26 protein-coding genes and 1 tRNA gene are annotated in these 26,393 nt (G+C 69.9%); 12 read left to right on the top strand and 15 right to left on the bottom strand.

Annotated features, from left to right (window positions below; translation table 11 throughout):
- Window positions 1-293 precede the first annotated feature (293 nt).
- The 3 genes from ACWGJY_RS22750 (at window position 294) to ACWGJY_RS22740 (ending at window position 3,485) form a co-directional block, all read left to right on the top strand.
- Window positions 294-956, top strand: a complete 663-nt coding sequence (locus tag ACWGJY_RS22750; RefSeq protein ID WP_453262653.1) for a response regulator transcription factor — start codon at window positions 294-296, stop codon at window positions 954-956.
- A 1-nt stretch (window position 957) separates the two neighbouring features.
- Window positions 958-2,394, top strand: a complete 1,437-nt coding sequence (locus ACWGJY_RS22745) for a sensor histidine kinase (RefSeq protein WP_453262652.1) — start codon at window positions 958-960, stop codon at window positions 2,392-2,394.
- Window positions 2,395-3,137: 743 nt separating this feature from the next.
- The gene (locus ACWGJY_RS22740; protein WP_453262651.1) at window positions 3,138-3,485 is read left to right on the top strand and encodes a MerR family transcriptional regulator; all 348 of its coding nucleotides are present in this window, start codon (window positions 3,138-3,140) and stop codon (window positions 3,483-3,485) included.
- 212 nt (window positions 3,486-3,697) lie between these two features.
- Here the strand turns inward: ACWGJY_RS22740 and ACWGJY_RS22735 are convergent, their stop codons facing one another.
- Both ACWGJY_RS22735 and ACWGJY_RS22730 read right to left on the bottom strand, forming a co-directional pair.
- Entirely contained in the window at window positions 3,698-4,057 is a 360-nt protein-coding gene (locus ACWGJY_RS22735; protein WP_453262650.1) for a PRC-barrel domain containing protein, read from the bottom strand.
- Window positions 4,058-4,354: 297 nt separating this feature from the next.
- Window positions 4,355-4,558, bottom strand: coding sequence for a cold-shock protein (locus ACWGJY_RS22730; RefSeq protein ID WP_453262649.1), 204 nt, complete (start codon window positions 4,556-4,558; stop codon window positions 4,355-4,357).
- Between the two features lie 733 nt (window positions 4,559-5,291).
- Here ACWGJY_RS22730 and ACWGJY_RS22725 point away from each other — a divergent pair.
- Both ACWGJY_RS22725 and ACWGJY_RS22720 read left to right on the top strand, forming a co-directional pair.
- Window positions 5,292-5,495 (top strand): cold-shock protein, encoded by a 204-nt coding sequence (locus tag ACWGJY_RS22725; protein ID WP_030991131.1) that lies wholly within the window; start codon window positions 5,292-5,294, stop codon window positions 5,493-5,495.
- 38 nt (window positions 5,496-5,533) lie between these two features.
- A complete protein-coding gene (locus tag ACWGJY_RS22720; protein ID WP_453262648.1) occupies window positions 5,534-5,803 on the top strand; it encodes a hypothetical protein in 270 nt (89 codons plus the stop codon).
- A 313-nt stretch (window positions 5,804-6,116) separates the two neighbouring features.
- Here the strand turns inward: ACWGJY_RS22720 and ACWGJY_RS22715 are convergent, their stop codons facing one another.
- Both ACWGJY_RS22715 and ACWGJY_RS22710 read right to left on the bottom strand, forming a co-directional pair.
- Window positions 6,117-7,124 carry a hypothetical protein gene (locus tag ACWGJY_RS22715; protein ID WP_453262647.1) on the bottom strand — a complete coding sequence of 336 codons (1,008 nt, stop codon included), beginning with the start codon at window positions 7,122-7,124 and terminating at the stop codon, window positions 6,117-6,119.
- Window positions 7,125-7,131: 7 nt separating this feature from the next.
- Window positions 7,132-8,442 (bottom strand): MFS transporter, encoded by a 1,311-nt coding sequence (locus ACWGJY_RS22710; protein ID WP_453262646.1) that lies wholly within the window; start codon window positions 8,440-8,442, stop codon window positions 7,132-7,134.
- A 368-nt stretch (window positions 8,443-8,810) separates the two neighbouring features.
- On the opposite strand from ACWGJY_RS22710, the gene ACWGJY_RS22705 reads away from it, so the two are divergent.
- Window positions 8,811-9,413 (top strand): N-acetyltransferase family protein, encoded by a 603-nt coding sequence (locus ACWGJY_RS22705; RefSeq protein ID WP_453262645.1) that lies wholly within the window; start codon window positions 8,811-8,813, stop codon window positions 9,411-9,413.
- A gap of 3 nt (window positions 9,414-9,416) precedes the next feature.
- Window positions 9,417-10,193: a polysaccharide deacetylase family protein gene (locus tag ACWGJY_RS22700; protein WP_453262644.1), complete on the top strand. Its 777-nt coding sequence runs from the start codon at window positions 9,417-9,419 to the stop codon at window positions 10,191-10,193.
- A gap of 459 nt (window positions 10,194-10,652) precedes the next feature.
- On the opposite strand, the gene ACWGJY_RS22695 is transcribed toward ACWGJY_RS22700, so the two are convergent.
- Window positions 10,653-12,095 carry a hypothetical protein gene (locus ACWGJY_RS22695; protein ID WP_453262643.1) on the bottom strand — a complete coding sequence of 481 codons (1,443 nt, stop codon included), beginning with the start codon at window positions 12,093-12,095 and terminating at the stop codon, window positions 10,653-10,655.
- Window positions 12,096-12,248: 153 nt separating this feature from the next.
- Window positions 12,249-12,788, bottom strand: coding sequence for a hypothetical protein (locus ACWGJY_RS22690; protein WP_453262642.1), 540 nt, complete (start codon window positions 12,786-12,788; stop codon window positions 12,249-12,251).
- Between the two features lie 114 nt (window positions 12,789-12,902).
- On the opposite strand from ACWGJY_RS22690, the gene ACWGJY_RS22685 reads away from it, so the two are divergent.
- Window positions 12,903-13,397 (top strand): MarR family winged helix-turn-helix transcriptional regulator, encoded by a 495-nt coding sequence (locus ACWGJY_RS22685; protein WP_453262641.1) that lies wholly within the window; start codon window positions 12,903-12,905, stop codon window positions 13,395-13,397.
- Between the two features lie 135 nt (window positions 13,398-13,532).
- Here the strand turns inward: ACWGJY_RS22685 and ACWGJY_RS22680 are convergent, their stop codons facing one another.
- Together ACWGJY_RS22680 and ACWGJY_RS22675 are read right to left on the bottom strand one after the other, a co-directional pair.
- On the bottom strand, window positions 13,533-13,982 hold the full coding sequence (locus ACWGJY_RS22680) for a transposase (protein ID WP_453262640.1): 450 nt from the start codon (window positions 13,980-13,982) through the stop codon (window positions 13,533-13,535).
- 130 nt (window positions 13,983-14,112) lie between these two features.
- Window positions 14,113-14,186, bottom strand: a tRNA-Thr gene (locus tag ACWGJY_RS22675).
- Window positions 14,187-14,363: 177 nt separating this feature from the next.
- Here ACWGJY_RS22675 and ACWGJY_RS22670 point away from each other — a divergent pair.
- The 3 genes from ACWGJY_RS22670 to ACWGJY_RS22660 all read left to right on the top strand — a co-directional run bounded on the left by ACWGJY_RS22670 (window position 14,364) and on the right by ACWGJY_RS22660 (window position 16,970).
- On the top strand, window positions 14,364-15,500 hold the full coding sequence (locus tag ACWGJY_RS22670) for an ABC transporter ATP-binding protein (RefSeq protein ID WP_453262639.1): 1,137 nt from the start codon (window positions 14,364-14,366) through the stop codon (window positions 15,498-15,500).
- Window positions 15,501-15,794: 294 nt separating this feature from the next.
- A complete protein-coding gene (locus ACWGJY_RS22665) occupies window positions 15,795-16,211 on the top strand; it encodes a hypothetical protein (protein WP_453262638.1) in 417 nt (138 codons plus the stop codon).
- Window positions 16,212-16,241: 30 nt separating this feature from the next.
- Window positions 16,242-16,970: a nucleotidyltransferase family protein gene (locus tag ACWGJY_RS22660; protein ID WP_453262637.1), complete on the top strand. Its 729-nt coding sequence runs from the start codon at window positions 16,242-16,244 to the stop codon at window positions 16,968-16,970.
- 617 nt (window positions 16,971-17,587) lie between these two features.
- On the opposite strand, the gene ACWGJY_RS22655 is transcribed toward ACWGJY_RS22660, so the two are convergent.
- From ACWGJY_RS22655 to ACWGJY_RS22625, 7 genes are all read right to left on the bottom strand, one after another.
- Window positions 17,588-19,228, bottom strand: coding sequence for a DoxX family membrane protein (locus tag ACWGJY_RS22655; RefSeq protein WP_453262636.1), 1,641 nt, complete (start codon window positions 19,226-19,228; stop codon window positions 17,588-17,590).
- A 157-nt stretch (window positions 19,229-19,385) separates the two neighbouring features.
- Complete coding sequence (gene rlmB / locus ACWGJY_RS22650; protein WP_453262635.1) at window positions 19,386-20,342, bottom strand: 23S rRNA (guanosine(2251)-2'-O)-methyltransferase RlmB; 957 nt, start codon at window positions 20,340-20,342, stop codon at window positions 19,386-19,388.
- Window positions 20,343-20,470: 128 nt separating this feature from the next.
- Complete coding sequence (gene cysS, locus ACWGJY_RS22645) at window positions 20,471-21,865, bottom strand: cysteine--tRNA ligase (RefSeq protein WP_453262634.1); 1,395 nt, start codon at window positions 21,863-21,865, stop codon at window positions 20,471-20,473.
- Window positions 21,866-22,065: 200 nt separating this feature from the next.
- Entirely contained in the window at window positions 22,066-22,470 is a 405-nt protein-coding gene (locus ACWGJY_RS22640) for a PPOX class F420-dependent oxidoreductase (RefSeq protein ID WP_453262633.1), read from the bottom strand.
- Between the two features lie 200 nt (window positions 22,471-22,670).
- The gene (gene ispF / locus ACWGJY_RS22635) at window positions 22,671-23,216 is read right to left on the bottom strand and encodes a 2-C-methyl-D-erythritol 2,4-cyclodiphosphate synthase (protein WP_453262703.1); all 546 of its coding nucleotides are present in this window, start codon (window positions 23,214-23,216) and stop codon (window positions 22,671-22,673) included.
- Window positions 23,209-23,955, bottom strand: coding sequence for a 2-C-methyl-D-erythritol 4-phosphate cytidylyltransferase (ispD, locus tag ACWGJY_RS22630; protein WP_453262632.1), 747 nt, complete (start codon window positions 23,953-23,955; stop codon window positions 23,209-23,211). Before ispD ends, ispF begins: the two co-directional genes overlap by 8 nt.
- A 411-nt stretch (window positions 23,956-24,366) precedes the next feature.
- On the bottom strand, window positions 24,367-24,849 hold the full coding sequence (locus ACWGJY_RS22625) for a CarD family transcriptional regulator (RefSeq protein WP_003953493.1): 483 nt from the start codon (window positions 24,847-24,849) through the stop codon (window positions 24,367-24,369).
- Between the two features lie 874 nt (window positions 24,850-25,723).
- On the opposite strand from ACWGJY_RS22625, the gene ACWGJY_RS22620 reads away from it, so the two are divergent.
- Entirely contained in the window at window positions 25,724-26,350 is a 627-nt protein-coding gene (locus ACWGJY_RS22620) for a DUF461 domain-containing protein (RefSeq protein ID WP_453262631.1), read from the top strand.
- The last annotated feature ends 43 nt before the right edge of the window (window positions 26,351-26,393 follow it).

Raw genomic sequence — 26,393 nt, 5'->3', positions numbered from 1 at the left:
ACGGCTTCTCGATGAACTGCGTCTCGATGAACTGCATCTCGACGGACGGCGCTCAATCCGGTGTCGTGGCTCAAGAGAAACCGGCCCCGCTGACCCGTCCCGGTCAGCAACCTGACCGTTGCCTGACAGCCACCGCGGCCCCGGGGCAATGTCCGCCGCCCGGGGGGAACCGGGGGCCGGGGCGGCTCGTTGTCGTCGCAGACTCCATGACCCGATTGGTGCCAGCCATGCCCTCCGCCTCGCCGACGAGTGGTGCACCGTTGCCCCGGGGGACCGGGCAACGGCTGCTTGTCGTGGACGACGACCCGCGGATGGCGGAGCTGCTGGAGACCACCTTGGGCCTCGCGGGGTACACGGTCGCGACGGCGGGGTGCGGCGCCGAGGCCCTGCGCGCGTACGAGGCCCAGCCCCCGGACCTGCTGGTGCTGGACGTCATGCTGCCCGACATGGACGGCTTCGCCGTCTGCCGGCGGCTGGTGGCGGACGGGGCGCGGCTGCCGGTGCTGTTCCTGACGGCGCGGGATTCCGTCGAGGACCGGGTGACGGGTTTCGCCATGGGCGCGGACGACTACCTCACCAAGCCCTTCAGCCTGCCCGAACTGCTCGCCAGGGTGCACGCCTTGCTACGGCGGGCCGGCCGGTCCGCGGAACCGGCCCCGAGGCTGCGCTTCGCCGATCTGACGGTGGACGAGCGCAGCAGGCGGGTGCACCGCGGGGACCGGCTGATCGCGCTGTCGCCGACCGAGTACAAGCTGCTGCGGTATCTGCTCATCAACGCCGACCACGTGATGTCGAAAGAACAGATCATGGACCACGTGTGGCAGCACCACTTCGGCGAGGGCGTCGTCGAGAAGCTGGTCTCCCGTCTCCGGGCGAAGGTGGACGCGCAGGCCCCCGCCCTGATCCACACCATGCGCGGTTTCGGCTACAGCCTGCGGATGCCCGGAGGCGGCTGAGATGGCCGGCGCCTGGCGCGGCTCCTTGCGGGCACGGCTGATGGTGGGGGTCGTCCTGCTGGCGGCCGGGGGCATGGTGGCCGTCAACGCGGTGTCGCTGATCGGGCTGCGCCTCAACCTCGTCGATGTCGCCGACGCCACGCTCACCAAGACCCGCGAGACCGTTCAGCACCGGGTGCGCCATCTGACCACCCCGGTCGACGACGCCGCCCTCGACTCCCTGATACCCGACGGCATCTATATCGCAATGATCGACCGCCACGGCCGGGTGGTCGCCCAGACCCCGGCACGGGACCTCAACGGACAGCTCAGAGCCCGCCCCGACCTGCCGACGCCGGTCCCGGCCGGGTTCGCCGGGCAGCCTCTCACCCTGTCGGCGAACGGAGCGCCCGTACCGCGCTACCGCGTCCTGAGCTTCCCCGTAGGCCGGCCGGCCACGGTCCGGCTCGCGCCCGGCACGGCGCCCCGGCAGTTCAGCACGGTCGTGGTCGCCAAGAGCCTCCAGCCGGCCGAGGACGTCGTGTACTGGCTGATCGGCGCCGACGCCGCCGCCACCCTGGCCGCGCTCGGCGGCATCGTGCTCCTCAGTCGCGGCGTACTGCGCGTGGGCCTGCGGCCGTTGCGGGACATGGCCGCCACCGCCACCGCGATCGCCGACGGCGACGCCGACCAGCGCATCGAGGTCGCCCGGCGCCACTCCGAGGTGGGCGAGGTCGGCACCGCCCTCAACCGGGCGTTCGACGAACGGCAGCGGTCCGAGGAACAGCTCCGGCAGTTCGTCGCCAACGCCTCGCACGAGCTGCGCACCCCGCTGACCACGATCCGGGGCTGGGCCCAACTGCATCTGCACGGTCTGGCCCAGGACCCCGAACTCATCGAGCGGGCGATGCTGCGCATCGAGGGCGAGGCCGCCCGGATGCACGCCATGGTCGAGGAGCTGCTGCTGCTCGCCCGGCTCGACCAGGGCCGCCCGCTCGCCGACGCGCCGGTCAACCTCGGCACGCTCGCCGACGACGCCGTCACCGACGCCCGCGTCCGCGACCCCGGCAAACCGATCACCGTCGAAGTGCCGGACGAGGTCTTCACCTGCGGCGACGAGGACCGGCTCCGCCAGGTACTGCAGAACCTCCTGAGCAACGCGCTGCGCTACACCCCGCCGGGCACTCCGATATCCGTGGCCGCGCGTCCGCTGCCCGGCGGCGACACGGTGGAGCTCACGGTCTCCGACCGGGGCCCCGGCATGACCCGCGAAACCGCGGACCGCATCTTCGAACGCTTCTACCGCGGCGACGAGTCCCGCGATCCGGCCGCCGGCGGCGCGGGCCTGGGCCTGAGCATCGTCAAGTCGATCGCCGAAGCACACGGCGGCACGGTGACCGTACGCACGGCGCCCGGCGAAGGCAGCACCTTCACCGTCACCCTGCCCGCGGCACGGTGAACGGCCACAGGGCTCCGACCTGCTGAGCGACCTGCTGGGCGACCTGCTGGGCGAACGCGCCCACCGCGGGTTCCCCGCTCGGCGCCTCCCACTCCTCGCCCCCACACGACCGAAGCCGAACGGTCACCTGGCGGCCACGCGTCAGCTTGGGGCGGAAAGCCAGGCACCAGCCATGGGTACCGGAGGCGTGCGCCGACGCCCGGACCGGCGGATGAATGGGTGGAGATTACATGGATCCAACGCAAAGAGAAATCTGCTATGGCCGCAGTAGACATTGGGAGTCACCATGGCTAGAATTCCTGGCGTAACGCGCAAGTCAGCAAGTCAGCAAGTCAGCAAGTCAGCAAGTCAGCAAGCTGCGGCACGGATGAGATGAACTGCCGCAGTGAGGTACGGCGCGAAAGCGGAGCTCAGGGGCCAGGATGAACAGCAGGGCCCCCGGACTGGCTGCCGCGCCGGGCGGCCTCAAGGCCGCCACCGAGAAGGAGCAGCAGAAAAGAAGGGAGAGGAGCAACCCCATCAGGATCGCCCGGACCGTGAGGTAGCCGGTTCGGGTACCGCAGACCCCGGATTGGCAGGTGGTCCCCGGTCACGCAGCCGCGATCCCCGCACGCCCGCCCTCCCAGGCGGCCACGCGGAAAGAAGAAACCGGCGCAGTCAGCCGGTAGATGGTGTTGATCCGCTCGGGTCCCTGGCGCCGGCACGGCGCCAGGGACCCTCGACGTGCGTGAAGAAAAGGTGCAATGACTTCCAAAAACCCATCGAACCTCGCTCACAGCCTTGATGATGACGACTATCCCGCCTACACCATGGGCCGTGCCGCCGAGATGGTCGGCACCACCCCCGCGTTCCTCAGGGCCCTGGGCGAAGCGCGTCTGGTCACCCCACTGCGCTCGGAGGGCGGCCACCGCCGCTACTCCCGATACCAACTGCGCCTGGCTTCACGGGTCCGCGAACTCGTCGACGGCGGCACTCCCATCGACGCCGCCTGCCGCATCGTCATCCTGGAGGACCAGCTCGAAGAGGCCCAGCGCATCAACGAGGAACTTCGCCGGCCCTCCGCTCCGGCCACACCCGACCAGGCCTCCTGAGGCAGGAGGCACGTCGAGCCGCGGACCACGGCGCGCCCCGAAGAGGCCGCAGCCCGGATACGGTCGGCCGCAAGCCGGAGATGCAGCGGGGTGACACGGGCGGCAGGGCGACAGGAGGCAGGGCGGCAGGGCGGCACGTTCGACCGCACATTCGCCGCGCACAAAGCGGCGGCGGCCCGGAGGACACGCCACCGGGCCACCGCCGCCGGCCGTCAGCCGGTGAGTGCGCCGTCCAGGGTGGCGTAGTACGCACCCACCTCGGTCAGGTAAGCGGGGTCGGTGGTCTGGCTGTCGACGGTGAACCGGGGTGCGCCCTTGATCTCGTCCTTGGTACGGGCCACCGTCACCTTCTTCGTGTCGCGGTTGATGCGCGTCACGGCTCCGGCCGGGATCAGGACGCTCTTACCGAAGACCCATACGCCGGTATCGACGACCAGGTGCTGCCTGCCGGGCCGGTCCACCTGCCGGTCCACCTGTCCGATCGTTCCGTCACAGGCTTGCACCGTGAACCCCGTCAAGGACTCCTGGCCCTGATAGCCACTGCCTTCCGGGTAAGCCCAGATGTAGTTCACGATGTGTCACTCCTCTATCTCACGAGCAATGGCGGGGCCTGGCGCGAGCGCCGTACTGAAACCCCGGCCGCACCGCCCATGTACCCCGGTAACGTTCTGGTCACGCCACCGCTTCGCCGCAATCTGATGGGTACCCACCGACAGCACCGGCCCGGCGACATACGCCCGGGTGACGCGAGGAGAACCGGGCCGGACGCTCAGAGGCGTCACGCGTCACGCGTCACGCGTCACGCGTCACGCGTCACGCGTCAGGCGTCAGGCGTCAGGCGTCAGGCGTCAGGTATCAGATATCAGGTGTCAGGCCGGGCGAATATTCTCCGCGTACGGGCCTTTGGGGCTCTGCGCCAGATCGAAATGCACCTGCTGGCCCGCGTGCAGCGCAAGAAGTTCGGGGACGGCGATGTGCGAGTAGTGAGCGAACACATCAGCCCCGCCCTGCGCCTCTTCGATGAAGCCGAAACCCTTCGCCGCGCTGAACCACTTCACCATTCCGGTAGCCATTTCGCCTTCTCCTTACGAGATGGCGGCCGAGGACCGCCTCGCGCGGGCCTGTCGTCGCCGCGATGATCACCTGGCCCGGAGAAACACCGAAAAGCGGAGTGACCAGGCCGACGCGCCGGAACACCGGGGGCATAATCTTTTCAACTCCGCCACGAATAGCCGCAGCCAGTCGCCGACCGTAGCACGGGAAACCGGCCGAGCGGAAAAATGTGATAGCCCTCCCCACTCCGGTCCATAAACCCTCCACACGCGCCGCGCTCATTCCTCCACCGGGTGCGGAATATATTCTTCTCCGGCGATCGGCGATCGGCGGTCGACAGTCGGCGGGCGGCGGTCAGGGGTCGGCGGTCAGCGAGGAGCTCCGGCGACCCGGGGCCCGTCACGGGCGGGGCGAGAGCCGTCCGACGGCCGGTCAGGGCGGTGCTCCCGGGCAGGCCGAGGAGGGCACCGCCGGAAAATATCTGTTTCCGCGACAACAGAAAGACAGGGCGCGGCATGCGCGTTTTCTTACGCCCTGAGCAGACGGTGAAAGTTTTCCCGCACAGCCGGTCCGACCGTGCTACCGTCGTTCGCAGTTGCAGTTGTGGTTCCCAAAGACTTCAAGTGCCCCCGCCGGCGTGTACGGCGGGAGCGCTTTTGCATTTCCGGGGTATTTCCGGACGGGCAATCATCTCGGCGACGCGGGCGGCGGCACAGTGCGGCCACCCGGGCACGGCCCCGAAGGAGATATGACATGGCTACTGGCACCGTGAAGTGGTTCAACGCGGAAAAGGGCTTCGGCTTCATCGAGCAGGACGGCGGCGGAGCTGACGTCTTCGCCCACTACTCGAACATCAACGCCCAGGGCTTCCGCGAGCTGCAGGAAGGCCAGAAGGTGAGCTTCGACGTCACGCAGGGCCAGAAGGGCCCGCAGGCCGAGAACATCGTTCCCGCCTGACACCGGCGCGTACGACACAGCTGGGGTCCGCACCTTGGGTGCGGGCCCCAGCTCGTTTTTGCCACGGGCCCCGCTGGGAGGGGCACCGCGGAGCGGCACCCGGCCGGGCCGGTGGGCGGGGCAACCGTCGCCCACACCCCGAGCCCATTGCAGCCCCCACCCGCCGTACTCGGTCCGCGAGCCCGAAGAACCCGCCCGCCCTCTACACCCTCCTGACCGAGTCCATCGGCACCCTGGAACACCTCACCGGCATCGAGGTCACCCCGATCCTGACCACCGTCAAACGCACCGGGGTCATCCGCCCGTGAGTGTGCATCGCCGGCTCAGCACCGTGGCATCCGCTCACGCACCCCACAACCGCTCACGCACCCCACAACGCAATCGGCCCCGGACACGGAAGTCCGGGGCCGACGAGAACGCCGCACCTGGCAAAACCACAGCTCACGCCGTTCCCGCTCAGAGACCCCTGCCGGATTCGACCCGACGGCCTTCCCTTGCCACATATTCCCTTTGCAGGCCGCTGACCTGCAAGGATGTCAAGCATGGGGCCGTTGAGCTGCAAAGATCACGTTCAGCAGATCACCAGCGGGCGGGCCGCCCCACGCCCCACCGGGATGTCCCTCAAGAGCGCACTTGCGCGTACAGATCGCACACGCCGTTCACAAAACCCTCGGCCGACAGGTGCTTCTCGGCCAGAAGGCGCACATCACGGCGGTCGGTCCGCAAGGCGTTCCGGACGTCCGCCATGACCTGCGTGGCGTCCTGACCGCAGTACGCGCCGGTGAGGTTGTAGTGCATCAGGGCGTCGATGTTGTCCTCGGTGACGAGACCGGCATAGCCGTAGCCCGCGCAGATGGTCGGTATTCCCGTCGCCATTGCCTCCATGGCGCCACGGCCGAGTGAGATGACCACGTCCATTTCGCCCAGCAGATTCGGTATGGAGTGGCAGGGCACATGGTTGATCAGAATGATCTCGCTGCCGAAGCGGTCGCTGATGTCCCAGAAGCCCGGTCCGTCACCCGCCGCGTAGACGAGGAGACCGGCCCGATCGAGGTTCTCCATGACCTGGCCGATCAGTGCCTCACGTCCCGAATCCATACGGCAGTAGACGAGTACCCGGGGCCGTTCCGGAGTGCTCGCGCGAGGGACTTCCGGGAAGCGGTCCAGATCCACGCCCTGGCGGACCAGTGCCGCCTTTCCCGCAGGGAGATACGCCTCCTGAAGGGTGCGCGAGTTCTCCGTCATGCAGATGAAGCGTTCGCAGCGCGAGACGACGTAGTCCGACGAACGGCGACCCGGGTGGTGCACGACCCGGAAGGCGGGGATCGTGACGGGAAACTGCCTGAGCATCTGTTCGGCGTCCTCGTCGACGAGGATCAGGTCGGTCTCATCCGACGGCCCGACGTCCTCGGTCACGGAGATCGAGTCCACGTCCCTGAGCATCGGCGCAAGGGGGAAGTTGCGCAGATCGTCGACCACCAGGCGGACGTCGTGCCCCTCCCTTCCCATGACTCTGAGCAGGTCGAGGATGAAGCTGTGCTGGCCGTAGGTGTGGTACCGCCCGCCTTGCTTGTGCTTCCCGTCGTAGATCGAGTTGGAGCCGGCGGCGAGCAGATAGGTTATGTGCACGGTTTCCTCATGAATTGTCCTGTGTCGGCCGGACTGTGGTAGCGCCGACCAGGGTGGCCGTTGGTCGCGGAAGTACAAGTCGGAGTCCCGTGGCGGTGCGCGTGACCGACAGGACGCGGGCCATCACCAGGGCGATGCCGATGACCAGCACGGTGACGGCCACGGCGCCCCCGCTGAGGCCGAGGACCGCCCGGGGCCCCCAGAGGCGTGCCAGCCAACCCGACGTCAACGTGCCCAGCAGCCAGCCGACTCGGTAGACCGACAGGTAGAGCGCCAGCACACGGCCGCGGAGTTCGGGGTCGGTCCACAGTTGCGCCAGAGTGAGCAGGGCGGTGCGCAGCACCACGGATATCACTCCGATCGGGAAGAGGACCGCGATCAGCGTGACGACGGTCGGCATCGCCCCGGCTGCTGATTCCAGGACACCGAGCAGCAGGGTGCCGACCAGCACGGTGCCGAGCGCGGGCTTGGCCCGCCACATGGCGCAGGCTCCGGTGAGCGCACCGACCGAGATGGCGGTCAGCAGCGTGCCGTAGGTGTCCGCCCCCTTCCCGAGCCGGTCCGACAGGAGCAGCAGCAACGGCGGAAGGCTGGTCGCGAAAACGCTCACCACCGCCGTGATGGCCAACAGCAGGAGGAGATCGATCCGCGGCGTGAGGTAGCCCACGGCGCGCCACAACTGTGCCCGCTCCTTGGGTGCCTTCTGCCGCTCGTGCAGTTCTCCGGGCCGCATGAAGAGCAGTGCCGCAATGACCGCGACGTAGGACACGGCGTTCGCCGAGATCACCCCGGCCGTGCCCAGCCAGCCGATCACGGGCCCCACCAGCGCGGCCCCCACGACCACCGAGAGGTCCAGTATCGCGTTGTTGATGGTGATCGCCTGGCGCAGATGGTTGTCCGCCGCGATCTCGGACACGAACACCTGCGTGGTGGGCACCCCCACCGCGTTCACCGCGCCCACGAGCAGAGCGCTGACGATGAGTTGCCACACGGTGAGCGCGTTGTGCGAGGCCAGCAGGCCGAGCACGGCCGACAGGACCCCCAGGGCCGCGTTGGTCCCGATCAGTACGGGACGCGCGGGCAGGCGGTCGGCGACGAAACCGCCGAACGGTCCCGCGACCAGCATGGCGAAGATGGGCGCGGCGGTGACGAGGCCGAGCACAAAACCGTTGTGGCTCAGGCGCAGTGCGATCCAACCCAGCGCCACCACCTGCATGCTGGAGCCGATCTGGGATATCAGTTGTCCGATGAAGAAGAGCCTGCTGTTCCGGAAAGAGAACAGACTGCTCCCCTTCGTTCCCGGCGGCTGCGAACGCATACTCACCACGGTCAGGCGGCGGTCAGGTGGATCAGATCGCGCATTGCTCGGGCGGCTCTCACTTCGCAACGACGGGAGGAATCGTGGACGGTGGCGGCGAATACGGGGCGAGTTGCGTGCATGGTTCCTCAGGCGTCGGGAGACTGCAGTCATCGAGGGCGCGTCGGCAGCCTCACACCCGTTTCCACGTGTTCCAGCATAGGTCGGTTCCACTCAGGCGCGTGAAGTTTCGGCAACAATGCGCTGAAGCACGTGTGTTGCTCCCGTGCCCCCACATCACGCAATTCCTGACGGTACGTCATATTCGAGACGTCGTCCGCACAGGCATAGACTGCCCATCGGCGGATGCTTGGTCGTAACCTGTCGCCATGTCGTTCACGCACCATCTCAAGCACACACGCGAGGCGTTTTTCCCACTCGCCCTGCCCGAAATCGACGCCGAAGTGACCGTCTGCACCGATGCCGCCCACTTCAAGGCGGAGATAGGGCAGATATATGACAGCGTCTTCCCGGAATCCGAGCGGTCCTTCGCCGTACCACCGGAACGCCGCGAGGCGGTCGACCGGATCCGCGCGCAGCACGACGACACACACCGGGAGTACCTGCTGCTCCGGGACGGCCAAGGGTCCGTGGCCGGCTGGCTGACCGGGGAGGTGGAGGACCACGAGACGTTCTATGTGCGCACCGTGGGAATCGTTCCCAAATATCGCCACACCGGAATTTCCGAGCGCTTCTACCCTCATTTCCTCGGATACATCAAGGCGTTGGGGTACGAACGGCTGACGTCCCAACACCACCCGAACAACAGGGCCATCATCATTCTGCAACTCCGCGCGGGATTCAGCATTGAGGGCTACAACGTCGACGAACGATGGGGCCCGCAGGTCAAGATGGTGCGCTATTTGCACGACGACCGTGAGGCCGAGTTCCATCGGCGGCTTCGGCTTCCGGTGTACGACCGGAGGCGCTGAGCGGTGACGCGGATCACTCACGACGAGAGCACGCCGGGCTGGTCAGCTCCCGACTCCCTTCCCCCGGTGGTGCGGCACGGTCCTCGCACCAGGCGCGAGGTGGCGCTGACGTTCGACGCTGACCTCACGGCGCACATGCGCAAACGCCTCGCGTCCGGCGAGGTCGCCTCGTACGCCAACATGCAGGTGGTTGAGGAACTTCAGCGGGCAAATGTGCCCGCGACGATGTTTCTCACCGGCCTCTGGATGGAGGAATACCCGGCCGAAACCCGCTATCTGGCCGCTGACGAGCGGTTCGAGCTGGCGACGCACTCGCAGACCCACCGTGCTTTCCGGAGGAAGTGTTTCACCCTCGGATATGCGCCCCCCGAGGAGATGCTCGAAGAAGTCGTCCGGCCGATCGAACACCTCCGGGATATGACACCGCGGTACACCCGCTACTTCCGTTTTCCCGGCGGCTGTTACGACGAGACGGCACTGCGCGCCATCGCGCCGGCGGCCGTCACGGTCGTGGATTTCGACGTGGTATCAGGCGACGCGTTCTGTGATTCCGCCGACAAGATCGTCGAACAGACCCTCGGTCAGGCGGCCAACGGCTCCATCATCCTCATGCACCTCGGGGGCCCCAACGCCCCACAGACCGCCAACGCTTTGCCACAAGTGCTCAACGGCCTGCACGCCGCAGGGCTGACCCCGGTCACCCTCACCCGGCTCCTCGACGGGACAACCGCTCACGCATCGGTTCCCACGGGCGAACGGCCGGCCACGACCGCGCGGTGACGTCGCGCACCACGCAGCAGGCGGCAGCCCTTCTGCTTCGCCGACCGGCAAGCAGAAGGGCTGCCCCTACGGGCAGAACCGCCAGCGCGGACACCAGGCCTTCCACCCCGAATGATGAGCAGTCGGGAACCAGCAGTCGGGAACCAGCGGGCTCGCGAAGGGGGTGGCCCGGCTGCAGATCGTGAGGCGGGCGCACTGGCGGGACGGCGTTTCGCCGGCCACGACTTCTTGGCGGAGGCGTCGAGCTGTGGCGCGTAGGGCCGGGGCGGCTGTCGCATACGCATGCAGGCGGTCGTGGAGGGAGTCGGCCCAGCTGTGGCGTTGCCGGGCACCGGCGAGGCAGCCGAAGTGGTGCCCGCTCACGCCCCGCGCACACAAACGACCTACGGGTGCCTTGGCGCCGCCTCACCTCAATGGCGTGGCGGCGCGGTGGCTGGCTGCCCTGGGTGCTGAGGCCGGTCAGCGTGCGGCGATGCGCAGGATGCCGGTCATGGTGCCTTCGTAGAGGACGCCGCCCGGTGCGATGGTGCCGACCTGCTGGAGGGTGTCATACGGCGCGCCCACGCCGAGCGGGAGGGTGCGGGTGACCGTGCCGGTGTCGGGGTCGATCTGGGCGTATGGGAAGGAGTCCTGCGGCGAGGGGGCGTTGGAGCCGGGGGTGGCCGACGCGCGCAGCACGGTGTGGATGCGGTGGTCGGCAAGGGAGAGGCGCGGTACGGCGGCGGAGCGCACCCTGGTGTCCCACTTCAGGTCGCAGCCTGTGCCGTCACGGCGGACGTCGACGCGGCTCATGCCGCCGGCGAAGTCGGCCGTGGGCGGCACGCTGGGGCCGGCGTCCGGGGGCAGTGCGGGGTAGGGGTAGCCGTAGGTGCTGGCCACGTAGAGCGAACGTCCGGCGCCGATGGGGGAGTTCTCGCTTCCGCTGCCGCCCGCCTTCAGTACCGGAACCCTGCAGACCTGCCGGCCGTCGTCGGTGCGGTAGACGAGGAGGTGGACGGTGGGGGCGGCGTTGTCGACGAGGGTGACGTAGTCGGTGCCGGTGCGCGGGCCGAAGAAGGTGGGGGTGGATCCCGTTCCCCAGCTCAGCTGGCCCGGCTTGCGGCCCGGCCCTCGGTCGTATGCCCGTCGCCAGCGCATGTGCGGGGTGCCGTCGGCCCCGGTGGCCAGCAGATAGGTCGCATGCGTGGTGGAGAGCAGGGTGCCCTGCGGGGCGGTGGAGATGCTGTTGGCGATGTGTTCCCCGGCGGGCAGCGCCAGGGTCTTGACCACTGTGGTGGTCTCGTCGGCTGTGCCGACGACGCCGCCTGCGGTGGCGAACCACACCCGCCCCTGCCAGTCCGGCGACAGTCCCACCACCGCGTCGCCCTCCGGTACCGCCTGTGCCAGGGAGAGTGAGTGGTCCACATACAGATCCCAGGTACCGTCCGGGTTCGTGCGATGGGCGATGCGCAGCAGGTCCCGGTTGCCGTCCACGACCACCAGACGGTCCCGGTTGTCGAGGTAGGCGTACACGCCGCCCAGCAGCGAGCCCTTGGTGAGGGGGAGTTGGGCCAGTGAGTCACCGGTGTGCGGGTCCAGGAGGTGCACGGTGGGGATCTGTCCGGCGTGTGTGGTGCACAGGGCGACGGGGTGGCCGTCGTGCCCGTCGAGCACGGTCGGGCAGGCCGCGGCGAGCGCGGTGAGGTGTGAGGTGAGCGGACCCGTGCCGGGGCCGGGCAGGCGGGTGGCGTCCGAGGAGCCGGTGTCGGCGTGCATGGTGGCGGTGCCGTCCGGGCCCGTGTACGGGTTGTGCGGGGGCAGCGGCACCCCGCCCCCGGGGCAGGCGGCGGCTGAGGCTGCCCCGACGGAGAGGAGCAAGGCGGCCGCGAGAGCGGCGACGCGGGACGAGAATGCACCACGCATGAGGACTCCTGCCATGGAGGTCAACTCCCCTACGCAGGAGGGAAGTTCAGGTCGTTCAGGTCGTTCAGGTCTGAGTCGAACCGGCGGCGGTTCGGTACGCGCCCGGTCGACGTGGCGCGTGGACGCCTGGCTGTCGGCGCCGGGGCGCGCGTCTCAGTGGACGAGGCGGCGGGCGATGCGCAGGGAGCCGAAGTTCACCCTGGCGCCCACGGCGCGAGCCCGCAGCAGCACCCCCGCCGTCCGCACCATGATCATGGCCAGCACCATGAGGACGAACGCGGTGCCGTAGGCGGCCCCGGCGACGTGGTGCTGGAGCGAGAACGTCGCCAGAGCGTGGGTGAACCAGTGGGTGGAGCCGTAGGCGAAGCCGAGGCGCAGCACCATCGCCAGCGTCCACAGCGCCGCGTACGGCCAGCCGGCCACGGTCACCAGCCGCGAGTCGGCCGGGTCCTTGCGCACCCGGATGAGTGCGACCGAGGCCAGCCCGAACAACAGCCCCACCGCGAGCCCGGCAGCCTCGATCAGGTGCGCGGTGCCTCCGGAGGGCACGGTGCGCAGGTACTTGAAGCCGACACCGGCGACGATCGCGACCGGCAGTAGCAGCCGCCTGGCGTCCGGGCGGCGGGTGCCGAGCTGGGTGGCGAGGATCGCGACGAACAGGCCGGTGTAGAGCAGGTAGTCGCTGACGCTCATGGTGTCCTCCAGGAAGGGTGACCGGTTATCTACATCCCTAAAGATGCATCCCGATAGATTCATCTTTCAAGATGAATCTATCGGGATGCATAACTAGAGATGTACCTTGGAGGCATGGAGATGAGCGACCTGTACCAGCTCGGCCGACGCCTCGCCGAGATCGCCCTCGAAGACATGGGCGCCAATGAACTCGGCCTGGCACCGGGCGAGTTCCTCGTCCTGCAGGACCTCTACCTGAACGGGCGCAGCCCCATCAAGGACATCGCCCGGCGCACCGGTCTGGCTCAGAGTCGCGTCTCGACCAGCGTCCGGTCCTTTGCCGAGCGCGGCTGGGTCACCACCTCGGCCGATCCCGACGACGGCCGCAAGACCCTCGTCGACCTCACCACCGACATCCGTGCCGCCAGCGGTGAACGCCGTGCCGCACGCGCGGACAGGGCCCTGACCGCGGCCCTCGCCGCAGCGGACGACGACGAGCGGGCCGCCCTCACCGGTGCCCTCGCCCGCCTGCACCAGCTCCTCGTCGCCGGCCACGCGCCCCGCCGATTCCCCGAACCGGCCTCCGCACCACCGGCCCCGCCGGCCGGCAACGAGCAGCGGCCGGCCTGACCGAGGGCCCGGCCGGTCCAGTCCGCGGCGGCGACCGAAGGCTGGACGCGCCCGGAATCTGGGGCCAGGGGATGCTGTGCTCTTGCCGGCCTGCCCTGACAGGGCTGATGCGCCTCGCGCAGAAGGCCGTAGCGTTCAGACCTTGCGGGCGTCACGGGCTGGGCCCGGTCGACGTGGCCACGGAAGCCTGCCACGTGCCGAGGCTGCGAGCGCGGTCCGCCGTCGTGCGCGGGGCTGAGCCCGGTCACACCTCGCTCCGGCAACCGGCGGAGCATCGGCTGGAGTGAAAGACCCCTTGCCGGGCGCGAGTTGGCCCGGCAGTGGCCCGCTGACGGTGAACTGGTGTTCGCGCTGGGCTCGTTCCAGGTGGACCAGCTCGTCCAGTTCCACGGCCAGGGCGTATGTGAAGTCGATGCGGCAGCGGACCGCTTCGGCCGCACGCCGGTCCGACAGACCACGCAGGAACTGCAGGACACAGATGGTGGCCGGCTGGGCGGGTGAGAACCCGCGACGCCCGTCGCGCGGGTACCGGTCGGCGAAGTCCTCGTCGCACCACAGCCCGTCCAGCCGGTCTCTCACCCGCATCGCTGTCGTGCCGCCCGGGTCTGCCCAAATCCCCCGCCGTTACGTTCCCAGAACGTTCCCAGCGAGCGCACAAAGGGCCTTCCGCGGCGTCCGCGGAAGGCCCTTGCGGCCTCTGACCTGGGCTTCTCAGAGCCCCCTGTCGGATTCGAACCGACGACCTTCGCTTTACAAGAGCGGTGCTCTGGCCAGCTGAGCTAAGGAGGCGTGCGTGAAGCAGTGTACCCAGGCGCGCCGGATGCCGGTCCCCTAATTCGTGAGTGCAGGGCTACTGACACCGGGAGCCGTCGCGGGTAGCGTCACGGAGGGTCCGCATCAGTGGACTACACCACTCCTTTTACTCGGATCGTCCGGCACGTTCCTGCCGGTGAAGGGACTCTCACCATGGCTACGGTCACGTATGACCAGGCAACCCGTATCTACCCGGGTTCCGACAAGCCCGCCGTCGACAAATTGGACATCGCCATCGAGGACGGCGAGTTCCTCGTCCTGGTCGGCCCCTCCGGATGCGGCAAGTCCACCTCACTGCGGATGCTCGCGGGGCTGGAGGACGTCGACAACGGCGCCATCCGCATCGGGGACCGCGATGTCACCCACCTTCCGCCCAAGGACCGGGACATCGCCATGGTGTTCCAGAACTACGCGCTCTACCCGCACATGACGGTCGCCGACAACATGGGCTTCGCGCTCAAGATCGCCGGTGTGCCGAAGGCGGAGATCCGGCAGAAGGTCGAGGACGCGGCGAAGATCCTGGACCTCACGGAGTTTCTGGGGCGCAAGCCCAAGGCGCTGTCCGGTGGCCAGCGGCAGCGGGTCGCGATGGGCCGGGCGATCGTCCGGGAGCCGCAGGTGTTCCTCATGGACGAGCCGCTGTCCAACCTCGACGCCAAGCTCCGCGTCCAGACCCGTACGCAGATCGCGGGGCTGCAGCGACGGCTCGGCACCACGACGGTGTACGTCACGCACGACCAGGTCGAGGCCATGACCATGGGCGACCGGGTGGCCGTGCTCAAGGACGGTCTGCTGCAGCAGATCGATTCACCGCGGAACATGTACGACCGGCCGGCGAACCTGTTCGTGGCGGGGTTCATCGGGTCACCGGCGATGAACCTGGTCGAGGTGCCGATCACGGACGGCGGGGTGAAGTTCGGCAACAGCGTCATCCCCGTCAACCGTGAGGCGCTGTCCACCGCCGCCGACAAGGGCGACCGGACGGTGACGGTCGGCGTCCGACCCGAGCACTTCGACATCGTCGAGCAGAACGGCGACGCCGCGAAGTCGCTGTCCAAGGAGACCGCGGACGCACCGGCCGGTCTGGCCGTCACGGTCAATGTCGTCGAGGAACTCGGCGCCGACGGTTATGTGTACGGCACCGCGGAGGTCGGCGGCGAGGTCAAGGATCTCGTCGTACGGGTCAACGGCCGCCAGGTCCCGGACAAGGGCGCCCGGCTGCACGTCGTGCCGCGGCCGGGCGAGACGCATGTCTTCTCGACGTCGTCCGGGGAGCGCCTCACCGACTGATACGCGATGAGCGGCGAGTGAGAGCGGCGGCGGTTCCGGGGAGTACTCGGTGCCGCCGCCGCTGCGTTGTCCGGTCGCGCCGCGGGCGCCGTCCGCCGCACCACGCCGCACCGGGCCGCACCGGATGACGCCGCGCCGAGTCGCCACCATGCCGCGCCGAGTCGCCACCATAGGGACATAACCTCACTTTTCGTACCAGTGCGTCAACACCGGAACCGCACCAACGACCCATTACGTCCCTCGATACGGTGACCAAATGTCGCCAAATCATCACTCCTCGCTACCATCTCGACCGTGAACTCCGCAGCCCGCCGCATCGGCAGAACTCTCGCCCTCGTCCTCCCCGTCGTCCTCGTGCTGTCCGGGACCCTCGCGGTCACCCGCGTCCCGTGGGCATCGACGGCCACCGACTCCCAGGTGCTGACCGCCTCCTCCGGGACGGCCTCCACCAAGGCCGGCCCCCTCGCCCCCGAGGAAGCCCTGCGCAAGCGCCTCCTCGTCGAGCTCCAGGAGAAGGATCCGGGCGTCGCCCTGACCCACCTCCAGGAGGCGACCACCAGGCGGCCCTCGCTGGCCAAGCACTGCGTCTCCATCGCCCGCGACCTCGGCCGGGCCGCGGTCGCCAAGTACGGTGCCGCACACCGCGCCCAGGCCTTCTCCCGCCCGGTCTGCGACACCTCCTTCGCCACCGGCGTCGCCGCCGCCCAGTGACCCCCGCTCGCACCGCATAGGGTGCGAACCATGACAGATGCCCAGCATCCTCACCCCACGCAGGCCGTGGTCCTGGCCGGCGGCCAGGGCTCACGTCTCCGCCCGTACACCGATGACCGCCCCAAGCCGATGGTCGAGATTCCCGGCACCGGGACCCCGATCATCGGCCATCAGCTGAACTGGCTGGCCGAGGAGGGCGTCACGGACGCCGTCATCTCCTGCGGGCATCTCGCCGGCGTGCTCCAGGAATGGCTGGACCGGACCCAACTGCCGTTGCGCGTCACGACCGTTGTCGAGACCGAGCCACTGGGCCGCGGCGGCGGCCTCAAGCACGCGGCCGGCTCACTCCCCCGCCCGGACGAGCCCTGGTACGCCACCAACGGCGACATCTGGACCCGCTTCCCGCTCCGTGAGATGGCCGCCTTCCACCACGAGCGCGACGCCGCGGCCACCCTCGCGCTGGCCCGCCCCCACATCCCCTGGGGCGCCGTGGAGACCGACGCGTTCGGACACGTCCTGGACTTCATCGAGTCGCCGCCCTCGCCCTACCTCATCAACGCCGGCGTCTACGTCTTCTCCGCCGCCTTCACGGAGCTGCTCCCCGACCGCGGCGACCATGAGCGCACCACGTTCCCGCGCCTCGCCCGCGAACGCCGGCTGGCCGGCTTCCCGCTCCCCCAGGGCGCCTACTGGCGCGCCATCGACACCGCCAAGGACCTCACCGAGGCCGCCAAGGAACTGAGCGCACACGGGGGTTGAGCGAGCGGCTCGGGGTCCCAGGGCATGTTGCGTGCCGCCCGGGACGGCATCGCGCACGCCCGGGACGGCATCGGGTACGCGCGGGTCGGTTTCGAGCGCGCCCGGGGCGGTTTCGAGCACGCCCGGGTCGGTTTCGAGCACGCCCGGGGCGGCATTGAGTACGCCGCCGACGGCATCGCGCACGCCCGGACGTCGACCCGCCCGCAGGGACGGCACCGGGCCGCGTCCGGAGGCGCGGGAGCGGCGCCCTGCGGGCGTGCCGCGCAAAGGATGACGCCCCGGGCCACCGAGGCCCCGAGGAAGCCCCCAGCGCCCCGTCACGGCCCAGCACCCGGTCACGGCCCCCGACGCCCGTGGCGCCACCCCTCAGGCCCCCGTCCCCGTCTCCCCGTCCCCGTCCCCCTGTCTCCCTGTCCCCCTTCAGACGCCGGCCGTGCCACCCCTCACCTCCGCCCCGCCCCCTTCAAACGCCCGCCCCTGCCCCCCACACACACCTGTCCCCGACCGCTCCCCGTCCCCGTAGTGGCCGGTGGTTCCGAGCCGTACGGAGAGAGCGGGGCGATCGGGGACAAGTGCGGGGAAGCCGGTCAGCCGAGGAGGCCGCCCAGGGAGGCCGGTCAGCCGAGGAGGCCGCCCAGGGTGTTGCCGCGGCCGGAGTCGCCTCCGGAGCTGCCGGTGCCGGTGCTGCCCGTGCCGGTGGTGCCGCCGCCGGTGCCGCCCGCGGACGTCGGCACCCGGCTGGGTACCGGGGCCCGGGTCGGCACGGTCTGCTGCGGGGCGCTGGTGGTCGCTCCCGGCTGCTGCGACAGGCCGCTGGTGCTGCCCGCCGACCGTCCGGTGCCGGAAGTCGACGCGGACGGTGTGCCGGGCTTGCGCGCCTTGTGCGAGGCGTTTGCGGAGGGCGTTCCGGGGCGCGGTGCGGCGCTGCCCTTGTGCCGCTGGCCGGGCCGGGGGGTGTGCTTGCCGGGCCGGGGCAGCGGGGAGCCGGGCAGGTTGTTGATCGCGGGCTCGCCGGGCCGCGGCACGGGCGCGACCGTCGCGGACCGTACGGCGCCGCCGAGCAGCGAGCCGATGAGCAGGGTCAGCCCGGCCACCACCGCGGTCATCACGGCGCCGCGGCGCAGCACCCGGCGCCGCAGGTCGGCCACCTCGACGCGGGGGCCGAGACGCCGCCAGGCCTCGCCGGCCAGCCGTCCGTCCACGGAGTAGACGGGGGCGCCCGCGATGATCAGCGGGCTCCAGGCGGCGAGGTAGATGATGTCGGGGGCGTCGTAGGCGGGCAGGGTGCGCCAGCTGACGGTCATCAGCAGCGCCGCGGACAGCATCGCGCCGATCGACGCGGCGACGCGCTGCCACAGTCCGCAGATGGTCAGGACGCCGACGACGACCTGGAGGAAGGCGACGGTCAGACCGGCGCCGACGGGATGCGAGACCGCGAAGTCCCGCAGCGGCACGGCCAGCGCCCAGGGGTCGAGCGACAGCAGCCACTTGACCATCGAGCCCCGTTCGCCGCCGTCGAAGTAGACGGGGTCACAGAGCTTGCCCATGCCGGCGTAGACGGAGATCAGTCCGAGGAAGATGCGCAGCGGCAGCAGGACGACGCCGAGGTTCATCCGGCGGCCGGGATAGTACGCGTGCCGCACGCTGTCGGTGCCGCGCCGCCGGGCACCGGAGTCGTAGGGGTCGCGCGCTTCGAACCGGTCGTCGTCGTAGCCGTCGTCGGTGTGGCCGCGGTCGCCGTAGGGGCTGCGGTAGGGGTGGTCGCGGTAGATGTCGCCGTACGCGCTGCCCACGGGGCGCGCGCCGCGCAGCAGGTTGCTGCCGGATTCGGCGGGGCCGCGCTGGCCGATCACGGTCTGGGCGGGGGCGCCGTCGCCGAGGCGGACCCGGGGCAGGACCTGGGTCGTGCCGACGTCCTCGCCCTGGCCGCCGTCGAGGCCGATGCCCGCGTTGCGCACCGCGTGCAGGAGTTGGGTGGTGGCGCCGGCCGTGCCGCCCGGTTCGGTGCGGCCGCTCCACACCACGGGCGCCCGGCGTCTGGCACCGGCGGCCGAGCCCCGGATGACGGGGATGCGCGCGGTGTCTGCCATGGCGCCGCCCGCCGCGGGCGCGGCGAGCTGTACGCGGAAGCTGGCGTGGTTGACGATGACCTGCGCGGGATCGCACGGCACCTTGACCGAGCTCAGGCCCGGCTCGTCATCAAAGCCCGGCGAGCGTCCCCCCGTAGGCGTGCGGGGTGTTCTGGTGTCCACGCTCATCTAACCGAGTGACTCGCGTTTAAGACACTGCCTTGACCGGGTCGATCTGTCCGAGACCCGTCAAAAGATCACGGGATACGGGAAAGGCGTACAGAGGGTCAGGTCGTGCCCCGGGGTGCGGCACAGATGCGTACCGGCCGCCCCGGGGCACCCGGACTCAGGCGCGGCGCCGCGCCGCCTCCCACAGGACGACACCGGCCGCGACACCGGCGTTCAGCGACTCGGCGCCGCCCGGCATCGGGATCCGCACCCGTACGTCACAGGTCTCGCCGACCAGCCGCGACAGGCCCTTGCCCTCGCTGCCGACCACGATGACGACCGGGCCGTCGAGCGCCGCGACGTCCTGCAGCTCCATCTCGCCGTCCGCGGCCAGACCGACGACCGTCAGACCGGCCTTCTGGTACGACTCCAGGGTCCGGGTCAGGTTGGTGGCGCGGGCGACCGGCGTACGGGCCGCGGTGCCCGCCGAGGTCTTCCACGCACCGGCCGTCATCCCGGCCGCCCGGCGCTCCGGCACGACCACGCCATGGCCGCCGAAGGCACACACGGAGCGGACCACGGCGCCGAGGTTGCGCGGGTCGGTGACGCCGTCGAGCGCGACGATCAGCGGGTCGGCACCCTCGTCGAAGGCGGCCGCGGCCAGGTCCTCGGGGTGCGCGTAGTCGTACGGCGGGACCTGCAGGACCAGGCCCTGGTGGTTGAGACCGTTGGTCATCCGGTCCAGCTCGGGACGCGGCGCTTCCATCAGGTTGATGTCGCCGCGCTCCGAGGCGAGCTGCAGTGCGGCGCGCACCCGCTCGTCGGTGTCGATGAACTGCTGGACGTAAAGGGTCGTCGCGGGCACGCCGTCGCGCAGCGCCTCGAAGACCGGGTTACGGCCGACGACCAGCTCTGCGGTGCCCTTGGCGCCGCCGCGCCGCGGAGCCGGGCGGCGCGCCGCGGCCTGCTTCGCCTTGGCGTTGGCCACGCGGTTCTTGACATGCCCCTTCCGGTCGGAGGCGGGCGGGGTCGGCCCCTTGCCTTCCAGGCCCCGGCGCCGCTTGCCGCCGCTGCCGACCTGCGCGCCCTTCTTGTTGGACGTGCGGCGGTTCCTGCGCTGGCTGTTGCCGGCCATGGGTCACCTGTTTCTTCACTGCTCTCGACGTCTCGCGACGTGGAGTGGGTACGTACGTATGGATTGAGTGTCGCCCGCGGCCACCGTGCGGGGCGAATCCGGGTGGCCGGCGGGGCGTGGGACCGGGGTCAGGACAGCGACCAGCGCGGGCCCGAGGGGGTGTCCTCGATGGCGAGTCCGGACTGCTGGAGCTGGTCGCGGATGGCGTCGGCGGTGGCGTAGTCCTTGCGGGAGCGGGCCGCCTGGCGCTGATCGAGGACGAGGCGGACCAGGGAGTCCACGACGCCGTGGAGGTCTTCCCCGCGGTCGGTGCCGCCGCCGGACCAGCGCTCGTCGAGCGGGTCCAGACCGAGCACCCCGAGCATCGCCCGCAGCTCGGCCAGGCGGGCCACCGCCGCTTCCTTGTCGTCGGCGGTCAGTGCGGAATTGCCCTGCCGGACGGTCGTGTGCACGATCGCCAGCGCCTGCGGGACGCCCAGGTCGTCGTCCATCGCCTCGGCGAAGGCCGGCGGAACCTCGGCCGCCGGCTCGACGGCCCCGGCCTTCTCCACGACCCGCTGGACGAACCCCTCGATCCGCGCGAACGCGGACTCGGCCTCGCGCAGCGCGTCCTCGCTGTACTCGATCATGGAGCGGTAGTGCGGGGTGCCCAGGTAGTAACGCAGCACGATCGGGCGCGAGCGCTTGACCATCTCCGAGACCAGCAGGGAGTTGCCCAGCGACTTGGACATCTTCTCGCCGCTCATGGTCACCCAGGCGTTGTGGGTCCAGTACGCGGCGAAGCCGTCGCCGAAGGCCTTGGCCTGGGCGATCTCGTTCTCGTGGTGGGGGAAGATCAGGTCGATGCCGCCGCCGTGGATGTCGAAGGCCGCACCCAGGTACTTGTGCGCCATCGCCGAGCACTCCAGGTGCCAGCCGGGGCGGCCGCGGCCCCACGGGGTCTCCCAGCTGGGCTCGCCCTCCTTCGCCGCCTTCCACATGGCGAAGTCGCGCGGGTCCCGCTTGCCGGTCTCCCCCTCGCCGGACGGCTGGAGAAGGTTGTCCAACTCCTGGTTGGACAGCTGAAGATACTCCGGGAAGGACCTGACGTCGAAGTAGACGTTGCCGTCCGCGGCGTAGGCATGACCGCGCTCGATCAGGCCGCGCATCATCTCGATCATCTCGGGGATGTGTCCGGTGGCACGCGGCTCGTAGGTGGGGCGCAGGCAGCCGAGGGTGTCGTAGGCCGTATTGAAGGCGACTTCGTTCTCGTAGCCGATCGACCACCAGGGGCGGCCCTGCTCGGCCGACTTCTTGATGATCTTGTCGTCGATGTCCGTGACATTGCGCACGAACGTCACGTCGTAGCCGCGGTACTCGAACCAGCGGCGCATGATGTCGAAGTTCAGCCCCGACCTGATGTGCCCGATGTGCGGGGCGGCCTGCACGGTCGCACCACAGAGGTAGATCGAGACACAGCCCGGCGTGAGCGGGGTGAAATCGCGAATCTGCCGGGCGCTGGTGTCGTACAGGCGAATCGTCACGGAACCAGGGTAGTCGGAACGAGGCAGTGCCCCGCGACCCATTGGGCCACGGGGACACAGATCCGTCACAACCGCCCGATTCGCCGGAAGTGTCGCCACTTCCGGAGCGGGCGCCGGCACTTTCCGGAGCGCCCCGGGGCTCTCTTTCCGGAGCGGGCGGAGCGGGCCCGGGGCTCCTCGGGGCGGGCCCCGAGGCCGGGTCAGATGCTCCCGACCACCTTGCGCGGGGTGATCCGGACGACCACCCGCTCGGCGTCCTTGCCCGCCTCCGGGTTGAACTCGGCGTACGGCTTGCCGGTGTATTTCCGCGACAACTCGTCGATGAGCTGCTGCCCGCCCTCGGTGGTGAGCGAGGCGGTGCCGCGGACCTCGGCGTACGTATACGGGGCGTCGAAGGGCTGGACGAGGACCGTGACCCGGGGGTCACGCCGGAGGTTGGCCTCCTTGCGGCGGCCGACGGTCGTCGAGAACAGCAGGTCGTCGCCGTCCCGCTTCACCCACACCGGGGAGACCTGCGGGCTGCCGTCGGGCTGGATCGTGGCCACGGTCACGAAGACCGGGGTGTCGAGGAGCTTCTTGAGGTCGTCGGACGGGGTGGGGCTCACGGGAGGGTCCTTCCTGCGGGCAGTTCCGGGGGACGCACGTACGTCGATCCTGCCCCAACGGCCGCGCGGCACCCGGAATTCCCGCGCCATCCGGGGGAATTCCGGGCGCTGCGGCGCCCCTCACGTCAGGCCATACGGAAGACGCTCACCTCAGGCCGTACGGAAGACGATCACGTCAGGCCGTACGGAAGACGATCACGTCAGGCCGTACGGAAGACGATCGCCGTGGCCACCGCGGCCAGGCCCTCGGCGCGGCCCGTCAGTCCCAGCCCGTCCGAGGTCGTCCCGGAGACCGAGACCGGCGCGCCGACCGCCGCCGACAGCGCCTTCTGGGCCTCATCCCGCCGCTTGCCGACCTTCGGACGGACCCCGATGACCTGCACCGCGACATTGCCGATGGTGAAGCCCTCGGCCCGGACGATCCGCGCGGCCTCGGCCAGCAGCGTCACACCGGAGGCACCGGACCACTCGGGCCGGCTGGTGCCGAAGTGCGCGCCCAGGTCGCCGACGCCGGCCGCCGAGAACAGCGCGTCACAGGCGGCGTGTGCGGCCACATCGCCGTCGCTGTGGCCGGCCAGGCCGTAGCCGTCGCTCTCTGTGGCATCCCAGAGCAGCCCGGCGCACCACAGCTCCCGGCCCTGCTCGAAGGCGTGCACATCCGTGCCGATGCCGACGAGGGGCAGGGCGGTGAGCGGCCCGGCGGGGGCCGTCCCGGCGGCCTGCGTGCCGCCGCTCTGCTCAGACATAGCCATCGGTGGCCCTCCTGCGGGCGAGTACGGCCTCGGCCAGGACCAGGTCCAGCGGCCGGGTCACCTTGAATGCTTCCTCGTGGCCCGGGACGACCACAACCGGCGACCCGAGCCGTTCGACCAGCCCGGCGTCGTCCGTGGCGCCCTCGCCCTCGACGACGGTCTCGTGCGCCTTGCGCAGCGTCGCCAGGTCGAAGCCCTGCGGGGTCTGTACGGCGCGCAGCAGGGCGCGTTCCGGGGTGCCGACCACCGGCTCCGGGGTGCCCTGCGGCTGCGGGTCGACCTGCTTGACGGTGTCGGCGAGCGGCAGCGCGGGGACGACGGCGGGCGCACCGGCGCGTACGGCGGCGACCACCGCGTCGACCGTGTCGACCGGCACCAGCGGGCGCGCGGCGTCATGCACCAGCACGACGTCGATGGTCTCCGGGAGCGCCGCCAGACCGAGCTGTACGGACTCCTGGCGGGTCTGGCCGCCGGGGACGACCACGAGGTCGGTGCGCTCGGCGAGCGGGTGCTCATGGAGGAGGCGGCCGACCTCGGTGGCGCCGTCGGGCGGGGCGACCACCACGATCAGGGAGACGGCACGCGAGGCGGCCATCGCGCGGACGGCGTGCACCAGCATGGGGGTGCCGCCCAGCGTGCGCAGGGCCTTGGGCGTGCCGGGACCGAGCCGGACACCGCGGCCGGCGGCGGGGATCACCGCTGCGGTGCGGACCGGGCGGGAAGGATCTGACATCGATGGCTCCGGAGTCCGGGGCGAGCCCGGAATTGACGCAGACAGGTTTGTTTCCTCGGGCGAGGTGGGTATGGCCTGGAAGGCACCCCGGCCGACGGCTGGGGGAGTGCCGGGCGCGACGCCTTGACCGGACCCTTCCGTGACATCGGTCGAGGCAGCTGACCGGGCCCGGCACGCCACGGGGGACCGGGGGGCCTCGCCGATTCCGGCGGGTCACCCCGTAAGCCGTGTCGCATAAGTCGTGTCGCACATCGCAAATATCGCAAGCAAATATCGCAACGAGTCATGTCGCAGCAGCAGATATGCCGCAGCGCCCGGCAACAGACCGCTCCACTGGGGAGTCGGTCGTCACTCGGGCACCGCGGCATTGCTACGTCGTCGCTGCGCTGGATCTCGCCGGCGCAGACGTCGTCAGGACGCGAGTACCTCGTCGAGCAGGGCCTCGGCCTTGTCCTCGTTGGTGTTCTCCGCGAGGGCGAGCTCGCTCACCAGAATCTGGCGTGCCTTCGCGAGCATCCTCTTCTCACCGGCGGACAGCCCGCGCTCACGCTCACGCCGCCACAGGTCGCGAACCACTTCGGCAACCTTGATCACATCACCGGAAGCGAGCTTCTCGAGATTTGCCTTGTAGCGACGGGACCAGTTCGTCGGCTCTTCGGCATACGGCGCACGAAGCACCTCGAAGACCCGGTCCAGCCCGTCCTGACCAACCACGTCGCGTACGCCGACGAACTCCGCATTGTCCGCTGGCACACGAACAGTCAAGTCGCCCTGGGCGACCTTCAGCACCAAGTAGGTCTTGTCCACGCCTTTGATCTGGCGAGTTTCGATGGCCTCGATCAGCGCGGCCCCGTGATGGGGATAGACCACGGTGTCGCCAACCTTGAACGTCATGTGACAGGTACCCCTTCCGTGGCTATCCATGCTAACACGGGAACGGGCCGTTCTGAATGGCGTTTTCGCAGGTCAGGGCATATCTCGGGGCTTGACAACAGCGACCGGAACGTGCTGCGAGGGACCTCTGGAGGCAGGTATTCGCAGGTCGGAGGGGCTGCACGGGTGAGCGGAAACATGCCCGTCACGTGCCGGGAACGCGATGACCGACAGGCCGAACGCCCCGGTTTGCACCGATCCGCATGAGCGAGTTCCGCTACTCCGTTCGGCTGCTCGCGGGGCCCTCGGGACCGATTCTGGAATTGATCACGATCCGGGGTCGCGAACAGTGTGATCAATTCCCCGAGGCCTTCACATTCCCTGCGAATACTGCTTTTCCCCGGGAAGAAACCCACCGGTCGCCACCCGAACAGCCGCTTGCCGAAAATTCCCTCCCGTTGTTGCGGAACGTTCTCGGTGAGTGGCCTTGATGGGGGGTCTTGTGGAGGGTGGGCTTGGCGGGTGATCTTTGGCGAGTGGGCTTGGTGAGTGGGCTTGGTGAGTGGGCTTGGCAAGTGGTCTCGATGAACCTCCGTCGGGGGTGTGTCGCGGCGGAGTGCCGCGCAGGGCGGCGCGGCGTCCGCCGGCTCTTTCCCCGGCTCGCCGGGGCCGGGAAACGCCCACTCGGGCAGGGGTCGTGGGCGCCTGAGCGCGCTGGGGGCGGGTCGGGTGCGGCGGCGTGGGGACGGCTCGGTAACCTAGCGGCGCTGACACACCCTTAGGGCGGCTTTACGCACCCGTCGTCATGACGCGTACGCAGTGCCGCCCCAGCCGCCCATCCGCGACCGGGCACGAACGTTCGGCCGCCGTAGCTCGTCAAGGAGATGCCGCCGCCGTGAGCCGCAGCCTTCGACGCGGCGTCCTCGCCGCCACCGTCCTTTCGCTCTCGATCGCCACGCTGTCCGCGTGCGGGGCCGGGAACGACGCCCAGACGCTGGAGGTCAAGCCGGACAATGCCGCGACCTCCGTCGGCGACATCAAGGTCCAGAACGCGTCCGTCATCACCCAGCCCGACGTGAACGCCAAGGGCCCGGCCGTGGTCTCCGCGACGGTCTTCAACAACGGCACCACGGACCAGAAGCTGACCGCGATCTCCGTCGACGGCACCGGTGAGTCGGCCAAGCTCTCGCCGGCCGGCGGCGGCTCCGGCGCGATCACCGTCCCCGCCGGCGGCTCCGTCCTGATCGGCGGCCAGGGCAACGCCTCGGCCGTCCTGGCCAGCGGCCGCGAGGCCGTCCAGGACGGGAACGCCCAGCCGTTGACGTTCGCGCTCAGCTCCACCGGCAAGGTGAAGATCAGTGCCTATGTCGTCCCGGCGAACAACTACTTCGCGGGCTACGGCCCCTCGCAGCTGCCGCAGCCGTCCGGTTCGGCGTCCCCGTCGGGCTCCGCCAAGCCCTCGCACTCGGGCAAGCCCTCCGGCTCCGCCAAGCCCTCCGGGTCGGCGAGCGCCGGTCACTGACCCCGGCCGTCACCACTACGCGTCAGGGGCGCCCCTCCGGGAT

The sequence above is a fragment of the Streptomyces sp. NPDC054765 genome (genome assembly GCF_053612065.1).
The sequence above is the reverse complement of the archived record's forward strand: the minus strand, read 5'-3'. Positions and strand labels throughout refer to the sequence as shown.